Here is a 13,569-nt window from a genome sequence, read left to right on the forward strand (position 1 = left end):
TGAATAATTATGTTGAAAAGAGGTGAAACCTTGCAAATATTTGAAACGATACTTATATTTTTAGCACTTGTTATTGTAAGTTCGTTGGTACACACAATACTTCCTAAAGTACCATTGGCGTTTATTCAAATTATATTAGGTATGTTATTGTATGTAACTCCAATTCCCGTTGAGTTCCGATTTGATTCTGAACTATTTATGGTCGCTTTGATTGCACCGCTGCTGTTTGTTGAGGGTGTTAAAGTTTCACGTGTCCATTTGCGACGGTACATAAAACCAGTTTTAATGATGGCGTTAGGTTTAGTAGTAACGACAGTTATAGTAGTAGGGTTATTTGTACATTGGATTTGGCCAGAATTACCGATGGCAGCTGCTTTTGCATTAGCTGCGATACTATGTCCAACTGATGCTGTCGCCGTACAAGCTATAACTAATGGAAAAGTATTACCTAAGGGTTCTATGACAATTTTAGAGGGTGAGTCGCTTTTAAATGATGCTGCAGGTATCATATCCTTTAAAATTGCTGTAGCAGCACTGATTACAGGTGGCTTTTCGATGATTAACGCTATTGAACAGTTCTTAATCTCTTCAATTGGTGGATTTGTCGTAGGGTTAATCATAGGCGTTGCGCTTGTTAGATTTAGAGTAACGCTATCTCGTCGTGGTATTGAAAATATTAATATGTTTACGTTTATTCAGTTAGTCACGCCATTTGTAACTTATATCGTGGCAGAAATGTTCCATGCTTCTGGTATTATTGCAGCAGTAATTGCTGGTTTAGTTCATGGTTTTGAACGTGACCGTATCGCTCAAGCACGTACAAGGTTACAAATGAGCTATAACCATACCTGGAATATTTTGGGATATGCTTTAAACGGTTTTGTGTTTTCTATTTTAGGATATTTAATACCGGAAGTGGTGGGGCGTATTATTGAAAACGAACCACATAATTTAATATTCTTAATAGTAGTAACATGTTTAATCGCCTTAGCTATTTATTTATTTAGATTTTTATGGGTTTTTGTTTTATATCCATATTTTTATTTACCAGTGAGTCCATTCCAAAAAATGATTTCATATAATGAAGATGAAACAAAAGTGAAGGAAACCCCGCCTAAACGTGGGATGTATGCCTTTATAATGACTTTATGTGGTGTTCATGGGACGATTTCTTTAGCCATTGCTTTAACATTGCCTTATATGCTTGCAGACCATCATTCGTTTACTTTTAGAGATGATCTATTGTTTATAGCTTCAGGTATGGTTATCATTAGTTTGGTTGTGGCACAATTTGTACTTCCTGTTGTTACTCCGAATGCTAAAAAACCTAAAGTTGTAGGTATGAATTTTAAACAAGCACGAGTGTATATTTTAGAGAAAGTTATAGATAATTTAAACCAAAGGTCTTCGGTAGAATCTAGCTTTCAATATGGGAACGTGATTAAGGATTATCATGATAAATTGGCTTTCTTAAGAACTGTTGAAAATGAAGATGAAAATACTAAAGAACTGCAAAGGTTACAAAAATTAGCATTTGATGTAGAGAACCATACACTTAATAACTTAGTTGAGAACGGTGATATTACTACTAACGTATTAGACAACTATATGCGTTACACAGAACGTACTCAAGTTTATAAACAAGCTTCATTAATACAACGTATAAAAGTTGAATTCAGGGCAATGCTTTTAAAAAGAAGAATTAAATATAGAGTGAAAACTAATGCGGCATCTCCGTTATCAATAATTGATAACTTACAAGAGATTTCAAATGTAATGCGTACAGTTCACTACCGTGTTGTGAGTCGCTTAGCAAAAGAAACAACTGAAGATAATAAATTAGAGGTCGGTATGATTTGTGATAGCTATCTTCTTCGTATAGATAACTTAACACCTTCTAATTTCTTTAATCCTAAAAATGAAAACTCAATAACAAAAATTAAATTACTTGCACTTAAAGAGCAACGTCGTATCTTAAATCAACTTGTTGAAGATGAAGAAGTAAGTGAAGTAACAGCACTAAAAATCCGTGAAGCAATAAACTACGATGAAATGATTATTGTGGATAGTCTAACGGATTAAGTTAAAAAAGCAGATTCCAATGATAGAATCTGCTTATACTGTCGACAAAGTCTACGACTTTGTTGGCAGTTTTTTATGCATGCTTTCCGCGGACACTGCCTTAGCCTGAAGTCTTCGGCTAGTAATCTTCCCGCCGAAGTCGGCTCAAATCACTGCCGATATTACACTAAAAAGATTATAATATATTAAACAGTGTTACGTTTATTATGTTGAATAAATCAATTGATAAAAGAGCTAACTTTAATCTGAAAGATTATTTCTATTTTGAAAAATAACTATACAATCATAAACAAACCTTAGGCGAACTGGCGCTGAACCCAAATAGTGGGAATGAAATAAAAACACTTTCGTTAAATTCATTTAAAATGAATCATACGGAGGTGTTTTTTCTATGAAATCTATTATTTAATTTAGCATATGTATAATTATTTGCTTTATTTTAGTACCACGTATTATAAAAATCTCCATCAATGGGGGGAGGAACCAACCATTGATGGAGTTAGGGAGATGATTTAAGGCTTGAATACCACCATGCCGTACGCAATTAGGAGGAAAGCTGTACGGCATGGGACTATTCACCTATTATCTAGGTTAATAGCCCAAACCATTTATTCCATACTGCCGTGCACAGTTTCGATATTTGATTTCATCATATTGTAATAAGAATCACCTTTTGATCCTTCTTGACCAATTGAATCAGTAAATACTTCACCGTAAATATCTTTATTAGTTTCTTCACTTAAACTTTGCATACTCTTCTTATCTACACTTGTTTCAACTAGAAGATGTTTTAAGTCATGATCTTTGACGAACTGAATCGCTTGTTTCATTTGTTCTGGTGTGCCTTGTTTTTCAGTGTTAATTTCCCAAATATAACCTGGTGTGATGTCATATTGTTTAGAGAAGTATTTAAATGCTCCTTCACTAGTAATCATTGCTCTGCGGTCTTTTGGTATATCATTGAATTTTTCATGGCTTTCTTTATTTAATTCTTCTAATTTAGCGATATAATCTTTGCTGTGTGATTTGATATCATCATTATGTTCTTTATCATGTTTTAATAATGTTTCACTAATCGTTTCTACATATTTTATTCCATTTTCTAGACTTAACCAAGCATGTGGATCTTGTTTACTTTCATCGCCTTCAGCATCGTTTAAATATAATGGTTTTACTTTTTCAGATACTTTTACTACACTGTCATCTTTTGTTGACTTACCAGCTTGAGACAAGGCTTTATCAAACCAACCATTTCCTGTTTCTAAGTTTAAGCCGTTATAAAAAACGATATCAGCATCAGTTAACGCCTTAATATCTTTAGGCTTAACTTCGTATTCATGTGGGTCTTGACCTATTGGTACGATACTGTGAATTTCAACGTTTTTACCGCCAGCGTTTTTAACCATGTCATATAGAATAGAGTTTGTTGTTACAACTTTTAATTTTTCGTTTGAATTTGCACCTGAGTCGCTCTTTCCGTTACCGCAGGCTGCTAAAAATAGTAAAAATATTAAAGCGATAGATAGTATTTTCTTCATGTTTGTTGTCCTCTCTTTTTAAAAAGTTCTAATTTAGTTAAAGCAAAAATAATGATATAAATTAAGAATGCAAAGAACACAATCGTTGCACCACTAGGGATGTTATAAACGTAGCTGAAATATAGCCCGACAATGGCACTTATAGTACTAATTAGGCTAGCTACAATCATCATCGTATGTAATTTTTTAGAAATTAAAAATGCAGCAGATGCTGGTGTGATAAGTAAAGCTACCACCAATATAATACCGACAGTTTGAATACTTGCAACAGTTACGAGCGATAATAATAACATTACAAAGTAATGAATTAACGTTGTATTTAAGCCACTCATTCTGCTGAATACTGGATCGAATGTTGAAACCATTAAAGGTCTATAAAAAACAATAATTAATATCATTACTAAAACTCCAACAACGATAGTTGACCAGAATGTGACTTGCGTAACTGCGAGTAAATTACCGAATAAAATATGGTAAAGATCGGTTGTACTATTGATTAAACTAACTAAGATAATCCCTAAAGCTAAAAATGCAGTATAGCTAATGCCAATGGCTGCGTCGGATTTGGTTTTACTATTCTTGGTAATAAAACCAATAAAAATACTTGCGACCATGCCGGTTGCTAAAGCACCAATAAACATAGGTATATTGAATAAAAATGATAACGCTACGCCTGGTAATACGGCATGGCTCATTGCATCTCCCATTAGTGAAAGGCCTCTAAGTACAATAAGAGAGCCAACTGTTCCACAAACAATACCTACAACGATTGAAATAATTAGGGCATTGCTCAAAAATTTATAATCGAGTAATTGTTGAAAAAATTCCATTATAAGTTACGTCCTTTCTAAAATACTAAGCAGTTTCATGTTGTGACGGAGCACTTATAAATGTGTTGTTTAAATGCTCAGGTTTCATAGCAGTTGTGCTGTCCCCAAAATAACGAATATTTCTGTTTAAAAGGATTACGCGATCAAAGTATTCATCAGTTTTTGATAAATCATGATGTACAATGAGCAGTAATTTTCCGGATTCTTTTAGAATGCGTAATTGTGACATAATGATTTGTTCACTGTGAAAGTCAATACCAACAAAGGGCTCATCTAATAAATAAAGTATGCTATCAGTCATTAAAGCACGAGCGACGAGTACACGTTGTAACTGCCCACCACTTAGTTCTGAAATTTGACGGTGACGTAAATCTTTTAACTCTAAGGTATCCATTAATTGATTTAATCTTTTTTTAGTTTCGGAATTTACCCATTTAAACCATCCTATATCTTTATATGCACCTGACATAACCACGTGCTCCACATTGATAGGAAAATCTAAATCAATATGTGCTTTTTGTGGGATATAAGTTATAGATTTCAAATCATTTTGTATGGGATCACCATTTAATTGGGCTTTGCCTGTTGATTTAAATTCTCCGATAAGAGATTTAATTAAAGATGATTTCCCAGCACCATTAGGACCCATAATCCCGATTATTTCGCCATTAATAGGGATGGATAAGTTAACATTTTGTAGTACATGTTTATTCCCTAATGTAAGATTTAAATTCTCAATTTCTAACATATTCATCCTCCTTAATAATATTTTTAGGTTAACCTAATTTCATTCATAATATACCATGAACTTTTAGCGTGTCAAGTCGATTCGTGATACAATAAGGTGAATGACTTGAGAGGTGAGATAATGCTAACTGAAGAAAAGGAAGATTATTTAAAAGCAATTTTAACGCATGATGGTGACCATTCTTTCGTTTCAAACAAAACACTTTCCCAATATTTAAACATTAAACCACCTTCTGTAAGTGAAATGGTTAATCGTTTGGAAAAGTCGGGTTATGTAGAAACAAAACCTTATAAAGGTGTAAAACTTTCTGAAACGGGTTTAACTTATACATTAGATATAATTAAACGTCATCGTTTGTTGGAATTATTTTTAATAAAAATTTTGCAATATAATTGGGAAGAAGTGCATCAAGAAGCAGAGGTGCTGGAACATAGAGTATCTCATTTGTTTGTTGATCGTTTAGATAAATTATTGGATTATCCAATAACATGTCCTCATGGGGGCGTGATACCAAGAGAAAATCAATATAAAGAACTATACACAACGAATCTATTATCTTTTGAAACTGGTGATATAGTAACAATTAAAAGGGTACGCGATAGAACGGACTTATTAATTTATTTATCAAGTAAAGCAATTTTAATAGACGAGCAAATAGAAATTATCAATAGAGATGATACCAACAAAGTGATTATCGTTAAAAAAGGTGACCAAGTTACGGTATTGAGTTATGATAACGCTGCACATATCTATGCAGAAAAATAATAATGCTAATTGAGCTTAGACATATACTACTTTCAAAAAAGCACCTTCATTTTATGAAGGTGCTCAGACTGTCGACAAATTCTCCGACTTTGTTGGCAGTTTTTTTATGCACGTTTCCGCGGGTACTGCCTTAGCATGAAGTCTTCGACTAGTAATCATCTCGCAGGAGTCGGCCAAAATCACTGCCGATATTACACTAAAAAGATTATAATATATATTAAACAGTGTTGGTGTTTATTATGTTGAATAAATCAATTGATAAAAGAGCCAACTTTGATCAAAAATATCACTGCTATTAAAAAATAATTATACAAATAGACAAACCTTAGATGATAGTTGAACTGACCCCAAATAGTGGGAATGAAATAAAAACACTTTCGTTGAATTCATTTAAAATGAATCATACGGAAGTGTTTTATCTATGAAGGCGCTCAGACTACCAATGATTATATAATCCCACCAAAGTAGACATTAAATATGAAAAATTTGGTGAGATTTTTTATATGCGCATTCCATTGATATGCTTTTGTTCTTAGGTTAGTGTTGTTTTCGCTGGAGTTGAAATAAATAACTGTCAATATTAAAAAAGAAATAATTATATGAAAACATTTCTAGATTTGAATTAGTTTCTATTGAATAGTACAGTCAAAAAAAGAAAATTTGGTGATGACAAGAAGTAATACACATGAAAGGGACATAATCTAACGACTAAAAAATTTCCCTACATGCCTTGCTAATTTATACTGTTGTGAATTTTAAAAACAACAATATGAATAGTGAAATATCATTTTACTTAGTCATATAAATTTCTGATGATTGTCGTTTGTGTTCATAAAAAATAGTTTTATGAATAATGACTTTGGTAATTATTTTAGTTTTAATTATAGTGAAAAACCATGCTTAATTTTGAGATGAAGTTTTATATCGCCATTAGAACATTATAGTTTGCGTGTTTATTTAATCGTTCTAGAAATGAATTTAAGCATTCGCTATTTGGAAAACGACATTCCAAAAGATAACATGGGTCGCCGATAACTTTATAGTTATTCATTACAAAAATGCTTTCTTTCTCAATAAAATCAAGATATGAATTATGCGATATTTTATGTGTATAGATATTAATGAATACGTGAACTTTACAGTCTAATGCTTCTTGATTTAAATCAATAGTATATCCAGTAATAATGTTGTCATCTTCTAATTTTTTCACTCTATTTGTAGTTGCTTGACCAGTTAGGTTTACTTTTGCTCCCAAATTCTTCATTGAAATTTTACTGTTATTTTTTAATTCGCTAATTATTTTTTTATCTAATTCGTCCATTTTTGTCACTCACTTTCATTTTTCAAGTATTTAGCCAAAAACTCTTTGAAATTTATATTTAAACAAATAGACCTTCCAAATAAAATGAATATATACAAAAATTTGGAGGAATTATTTATGAACATAACACATATAAGAAACGCTACAAGTATAATTGAATATGCTGGTAAAAAATTTTTAGTTGATCCGATGTTAGGGGAAAAAGGATCTTTTGCAAGTTTTCCTAACGCTCCTGGAGAAGAGTTAGAAAATCCACTTGTGGACTTACCTATATCTCTAGAAGATATCATTAAAGATATTGACGCAATTATTTTAACACATCTGCATATTGACCACTTTGATGAAACGGCACAAAAACATTTACCAAAAGATATCAAGGTATTTGTACAAGACGAAAACGATGCAGAAGAAATTAAAGGTGTTGGCTTTAAAGATGTAGAAATATTAAGCGAGTATACAACATTTGAGGACATTAAACTAATAAAAACGCCTGGTGAGCACGGTAGAGGAGAAATTTTAGAAATTATTGGTTCTGTTTGTGGCGTTATTTTTGAACACCCTAATGAACAAAAACTATATATTGCAGGAGATACCGTATGGTATAGCAAGATTAAAAATGTAATAAATCACTATGAACCTGAAGTTATCATTGTAAATGGTGGTGACAACCAATTTTATGAAGGTAGCTCATTAATTATGAACGAGTATGATGTATATCAAGTAGCTAAAGAAGCACCAAATTCAAAAATCATTGTAGTGCATATGGAAGCAGTAACTCATTGGAATTTATCTAGAAATAGATTAAAACAATTTGTAAATGAAAAAGGATTAGAATCTCAAGTATTAATACCAAATGATGGTGACAGTTATCATATGTAGAAAGGAGTTATTATGAACAACAAAATATGGTCGAAAGATTTTGTGATATATTCTATCATAAACTTTTTATTGATACTCGTGTATTTTTTATTAAACTCTACTATAACTAATTATGCGCAAACTGAATATAATTCGTCTAGTATAATGATGGGATTTATAGCAAGTGTATTCATAGTAGGTGCATTACTTGGTAGAGTTCTCACTGGATTTATTAAAATTACGAAGAAAATATTCATTTTAAATATGGTGATTTATTTCGTATCAATAATTTTATATTTTGTGAACTTAGACGAATATTTTTTAGTGTTTGTTCGATTATTACATGGGCTTTCTACGGGTATCACTACAACGATAGTAGGTACTATTGTTGCCTTAGTAATCCCTCAATCGCGTAAAGGCGAAGGAATTAGCTACTTTGCGTTAAGTACTGCACTGGCTACAGGATTCGGTCCATTTATTGGAATATCTTTAACACAGAATTCTAGTTTAATGAATATTTTTTATGCCAGTTTGATCTTTGCGATATTAAGTTTATTTATGTCATTTTTAATTAAAGTTCCTTATAACGAAAATAAGAAAGAAATATCTATAAAAAACTTAATGAATAAATCAACAATACCAATTGGATTTATTATATTTTTGAGTGCATTTTCTTTTTCAGGGATAGTATCATATATTAATTTGTACGCAATCCAAATTGATTTGGTAAAAGCGGCAAGCTTCTTCTTCATAATATATACAGTTTCAGTATTAGCATCTAGACCATTTACAGGAAAAATTGCTGACATTTATGGAGCAAATAAAATTATGTATCCAGCTCTTATATTCTTTTTTGTTGGGTTACTTTTACTAAGTTTCAGTAGCGATGACTGGATGATGTTATTGTCAGGACTATTTATTGGGCTTGGTTTCGGTAACATTTCTTCAATCACTCAAACGATCGCTGTCAGTGAAGCTAAACCAGAAAATGTAGGGTTAGCTACTTCAACATTTATGATTTTTATGGATTTAGGAAATGGATTAGGACCTTATATATTAGGATTTGGAATCCCAATTTTAGGTTATGCAGGGATGTATAAAATCCTTGCGATTATTATTCTAATTACTTTTGGTTTGTATTATTTATTACATGGAAAGAACGCTAAAAAATTTATATAGTGTCTTGAATGTTGAAAACATTTATTGAAAAGGACTGTTTTGGGTTCTTTATAAATTATTTATTAATCGAAAGTTTGAATTTGTACTATCTGATTTAGCGTCCGTTAGTATGTTTTTCAATATACTGATGAGTAATATTATATCGTTTTGACTTCGATGTTATTTAATTATTGTAGCTAATGCGTATAATTTATAGTATAGAAAGGAGAATAAATATATGAGTTTACAAGAGAAAAATGTTAATAAGAATTCGAGTGATTTAAAACATATAGAATCATTACTCAAGAATTCTTTTCCAGAAGTAGAAAGATTCCCTATGGATTTAATTTTATATAAACTAGAAAAAGATATTGGTAATTTATTAGCTATTTATGACGATGATAATTTTATAGGTTTCACGTATTTAATCCAATATAATAATTTAACATATGTTCAATATCTAGCTGTAGACGATAAATATCAATCTATGGGCTATGGAAGTAAAATTTTACAGTTTATCAATGAAAAGTATGGAATGAACCCGATTATTCTAAATATAGAAATAGTTGATCCGACATTTGAAAACTATTTACAAAGAAAAAAAAGAAAAGATTTTTATAAGAAAAATGAATTTAATGAATCTGGGCTTATATTTAAAGATAGATGGGGAACATACGAAGTTATGGTAAATAATGAATTTAACATTAACAAAAATGATTTTATTAACCTTATGAAATGTTTTGTAGGAACTTCACTTTTCTTATATTTAGAAATATCAATTACAGATAATGAGTTATTATAAAACTTATATTAGTGGCTTGGATATAAATTTTATTCTTAAAAAAGACTAATCTGTATAAATTATATGCTCTCTTTAAAGTAGACACTTAAAAATGTAAACTTTAAAGGGAGCTTTTTTATGACCAAAAGAACATTATTACCTGAAATTTATCAAAAGTCTTTCAGCTTATATGAAGAGGGATATAGTATTAAAAAAAGTAATACCCAAAATTGAAATTAAATTGTTCTCCTAAGAGGTTATTGATTAACTATTATAGATTTAAGAAGTATGGAATAAAGATACTTTTACCTATAGAGCAAAACAATACCTATTCAAATGAATTTAGACTTAAAGTTGTATACGAATATAAATAATAGTCTATCTAGAACTGATTTAGTAGTTAAATATAATATTCCCACTACTTCAATTATAAACAAATGGGTTTCACAGTAATTATAGGGTGAAATGTTAAAAACACATTTCCCAAAAGCCGTGGTATATCAATCGAAATATTTTAAATCTCTTGTCCTTCAAAAGAGACTTAATTGCTTTGATGAATTATTTCTATATTTTTTAAATATTAAGTAAGCTTCATTATAATTTAAGCGAATAGATATGCATTTAATTTAAAGGACTATATATCAAGAATTTATAAAACAATGTCATTGTCATAAATAATCTGCATACCATTTATACAATGACACTGTTATACTATTTCAGTAACCAAACTAACCAGGTTTTAGGTTGTAAAATAGGCATGAAATAATTGATAAATAGTAAATAGATTGATGGCTATCCAAATAACACTAAATACAAATGTTGGAATATAAGTTAGTGATTTCAGTGTTGAGCCATCCCAAGTCGTTGGTTGACGTGAAAATGTTAATTTAAAAATAGTCCATGATGATTGGATAACTTCGCCTAAAAGTACACCTAGAATGAAATGATAAGTGATTGCTACAATGTAAAACATCATGAGTTGATTATTGCTTTGAAACAAGAAATAAAGTAAAGCAAATAACAATATCACAATAATGATTGGCAATACTTTTCTAGAAGTCAATATTAAAAAATATATAAAAATGATTAAGTACGCCACAATAAATAAACTAGGGTATTGTGAATCTAGTGCCCAAAAACCGATAAACAGCATTAGTGGTGGCATAATATATCCGCCAAAAGTGGTGATGGCTTGCCCTAGGCGTGATTTTGATTGAGTAATAGCGAAACCTTGTTGAGAAGTTTCGATACGTTCTGAAGGTGAGGAAACAATCACCAAATCTTTAGCTTTGCCGCCACTTATTTTATTAAATAAGATATGTCCGAATTCATGTGTTAATACGGGGATGTAATTTAAGTATATATCTAAAATTTGATTTATTGGTTTGGTGCGATAAGAATGAATCAAAACATATATTAAAGCTATAAACACGACCCAGTACAAATTGAGTTGTATTACAGAGCTAAAAAATGATTGTAAATATGACATAATATAACCTCGATTTTAATTTTCAATAAACGCTTTTATAGAAAGTAAAAACAGTCATAGCGCAATATTAAGTATAAAGTAAATTTTGAAATAAAGCATTTGGACTTTGGATGTAGATTTATAATATAAAGATGATTAGTACTTATTTATATTATATGGATGAATCATAATGTGTTAATATAACAAGCATAAACTATAATGATAAAGCGCTATAAATGAGTTAGGAGATTCCAAAACATGACGGAAAGCAACAAAGAAAATAAAGTAAATGTGTTATCTGTATATTTTGATAACGTTACTCTAGAGGAAATGCAAGGCAATATTAAACAATTTTTCTTAACATCAACTTCTAGAAATTTATTTATTGTAACTGCAAATCCTGAAATTGTAGATTTTGCTACGGAGAATGAGAACTATAGAAATTTAATAAACCGTGCAGATTATGTAGTACCAGATGGGACTGGCGTCGTTAAAGCCGCGAGAATCCTTAATACACCTTTAAAAGCTAGAGTACCAGGTATTGAATTGATGGAAGAGTGCTTGAAAATTGCTAATGCAAATCAACAAAAAGTATTTCTACTGGGTGCTGAAAAAGATGTTGTTAAAACAGCACAACAAAAACTAACTGAAAAATACCCTAATATTATTTTTGATTACCACCATGGGTTCTTTGATTTATCAGATGAAACGGTATTAAAACAAGTTACTTCTTTTGATCCGGATTATGTGTTTGTTGGTATGGGTTACCCAAGACAAGAACAATGGATAGAACGTCACTCAAATCAATTTAACCAAACTGTTTTGATGGGAGTAGGTGGCTCAATAGAAGTCTTCAGTGGCGCGAAAAAAAGAGCACCTGTAATATTTAGAAAACTAAACATAGAATGGATTTATCGCTTATTAATTGATTGGAAGCGTATAGGAAGAATGAAATCGATACCTAAATTTTTATTTAAAGTAGCTAAAGTTAAATTTAAAAAATAGTGAAGAAGACGCGTCGATTTATAGGTTCGCATGTTGTAAGTCGATCATTAAATGTATTTGTTAATTACTTTGTTTGTAATTCATTGATTCAAAAGTCCATAAAATATAAAAAGGCCTAGCATTGATTTCTTATTCAATGCTAGGTTTTTTATTATGGTGTATATTATTTTACTACAAATCTTGAATTGTCTAAGTCGCTTCTGAATTTCTTTTGTTCTGCTTTAGAACGTTTTTTAAAGTCATTTAAGAATTTTTCATATTCAGGTAAGACTTCGTCTAATTCGCCGAATTGCTTTAGTTTGCCAGCTTCTATCCAAGCAATTTTAGTACAGAATTCTCGTACTTGTTTCATATTATGACTTACAAAGAAAATAGTTTTACCTTGTTCTTTGTATTCAAAAATTTTATCCAAACATTTTTGGGCAAAAGTTTGGTCACCCACAGATAAAGCTTCGTCAATAACAAGGATATCAGGGTTGGTTGTAATATTAATTGAGAAGCCTAATTTAGCGCGCATACCACTAGAATATTTTTTTACAGGTTGGTATATGAATTCTCCTAATTCACTGAATTCAATAACTTCAGGTGTTAATTCTTTGATTTGTTTTCTAGTGAATCCCATGCATAACATTTTAAATTCAATATTTTCTATGCCTGTTAGTTGTCCATTTAGCCCTGCGCTAATTGCAATAACGCTTACTTCACCATCGCGCTTAATACCACCATCAGTAGGAGACAATGATCCACCAATCATATTACTTAAGGTGGATTTTCCTGAACCGTTGATGCCGACTAATCCAATTACGTCGCCCTTATATGCTTTTAAGGACAAGTTATCTAAGGCATAAAATGTTTTGTTTTTATGGAAAGGGAGTAAGACATCCTTTAAACGTTCCTTGTTATTACGATAAATACGATATTCTTTAGTTACATTTTCAATGTTAACGGATACATTCATAATTTTACCTTCCTTGTTTACAGATAATACTATTATATTATACATTATATTAGTTGT

At 30.8% G+C, this 13,569-nt stretch carries 12 protein-coding genes; 6 read left to right on the forward strand and 6 right to left on the reverse strand.

Annotation, left to right across the window (positions count from 1 at the left end; genetic code table 11):
* Positions 1–30: 30 nt before the first annotated feature.
* A complete protein-coding gene (locus J5E45_RS10380; RefSeq protein WP_069792755.1) occupies positions 31–2,082 on the forward strand; it encodes a cation:proton antiporter in 2,052 nt (683 codons plus the stop codon).
* 608 nt (positions 2,083–2,690) lie between these two features.
* Here J5E45_RS10380 and mntC read toward each other — a convergent pair.
* From mntC to J5E45_RS10395, 3 genes are read right to left on the reverse strand one after another with little or no spacing between them, the layout of a single operon-like run.
* Positions 2,691–3,620, reverse strand: a complete 930-nt coding sequence (mntC, locus tag J5E45_RS10385; protein ID WP_039069356.1) for a manganese ABC transporter substrate-binding lipoprotein MntC — start codon at positions 3,618–3,620, stop codon at positions 2,691–2,693.
* On the reverse strand, positions 3,617–4,450 hold the full coding sequence (locus J5E45_RS10390; RefSeq protein WP_080750311.1) for a metal ABC transporter permease: 834 nt from the start codon (positions 4,448–4,450) through the stop codon (positions 3,617–3,619). The genes mntC and J5E45_RS10390 overlap by 4 nt, the downstream gene beginning before the upstream one ends.
* A 25-nt stretch (positions 4,451–4,475) precedes the next feature.
* Entirely contained in the window at positions 4,476–5,198 is a 723-nt protein-coding gene (locus J5E45_RS10395; protein WP_039069354.1) for a metal ABC transporter ATP-binding protein, read from the reverse strand.
* A 120-nt stretch (positions 5,199–5,318) separates the two neighbouring features.
* Between J5E45_RS10395 and J5E45_RS10400 the strand changes: the two genes are divergently transcribed.
* On the forward strand, positions 5,319–5,963 hold the full coding sequence (locus J5E45_RS10400) for a metal-dependent transcriptional regulator (protein ID WP_017722623.1): 645 nt from the start codon (positions 5,319–5,321) through the stop codon (positions 5,961–5,963).
* A 919-nt stretch (positions 5,964–6,882) separates the two neighbouring features.
* Here J5E45_RS10400 and J5E45_RS10405 read toward each other — a convergent pair.
* The gene (locus tag J5E45_RS10405; protein ID WP_039069353.1) at positions 6,883–7,284 is read right to left on the reverse strand and encodes an Lrp/AsnC family transcriptional regulator; all 402 of its coding nucleotides are present in this window, start codon (positions 7,282–7,284) and stop codon (positions 6,883–6,885) included.
* Positions 7,285–7,401: 117 nt separating this feature from the next.
* On the opposite strand from J5E45_RS10405, the gene J5E45_RS10410 reads away from it, so the two are divergent.
* The 3 genes from J5E45_RS10410 (at position 7,402) to J5E45_RS10420 (ending at position 10,102) form a co-directional block, all read left to right on the forward strand.
* Positions 7,402–8,163, forward strand: coding sequence for an MBL fold metallo-hydrolase (locus J5E45_RS10410; protein ID WP_039069352.1), 762 nt, complete (start codon positions 7,402–7,404; stop codon positions 8,161–8,163).
* Positions 8,164–8,175: 12 nt separating this feature from the next.
* Entirely contained in the window at positions 8,176–9,321 is a 1,146-nt protein-coding gene (locus tag J5E45_RS10415; RefSeq protein WP_039069351.1) for an MFS transporter, read from the forward strand.
* A 217-nt stretch (positions 9,322–9,538) separates the two neighbouring features.
* Positions 9,539–10,102, forward strand: a complete 564-nt coding sequence (locus tag J5E45_RS10420; RefSeq protein ID WP_052253465.1) for a GNAT family N-acetyltransferase — start codon at positions 9,539–9,541, stop codon at positions 10,100–10,102.
* Between the two features lie 718 nt (positions 10,103–10,820).
* Here J5E45_RS10420 and J5E45_RS10425 read toward each other — a convergent pair.
* The gene (locus J5E45_RS10425; protein ID WP_069792753.1) at positions 10,821–11,570 is read right to left on the reverse strand and encodes a M50 family metallopeptidase; all 750 of its coding nucleotides are present in this window, start codon (positions 11,568–11,570) and stop codon (positions 10,821–10,823) included.
* A gap of 237 nt (positions 11,571–11,807) precedes the next feature.
* On the opposite strand from J5E45_RS10425, the gene tarA reads away from it, so the two are divergent.
* A complete protein-coding gene (tarA, locus tag J5E45_RS10430) occupies positions 11,808–12,554 on the forward strand; it encodes an N-acetylglucosaminyldiphosphoundecaprenol N-acetyl-beta-D-mannosaminyltransferase TarA (RefSeq protein ID WP_069792752.1) in 747 nt (248 codons plus the stop codon).
* 163 nt (positions 12,555–12,717) lie between these two features.
* On the opposite strand, the gene tagH is transcribed toward tarA, so the two are convergent.
* A complete protein-coding gene (tagH, locus tag J5E45_RS10435) occupies positions 12,718–13,512 on the reverse strand; it encodes a teichoic acids export ABC transporter ATP-binding subunit TagH (protein WP_039069348.1) in 795 nt (264 codons plus the stop codon).
* Between the last annotated feature and the right edge of the window lie 57 nt (positions 13,513–13,569).

Origin of the sequence: Staphylococcus shinii (assembly GCF_017583065.1) — a bacterium.
Taxonomy (GTDB): domain Bacteria; phylum Bacillota; class Bacilli; order Staphylococcales; family Staphylococcaceae; genus Staphylococcus; species Staphylococcus shinii.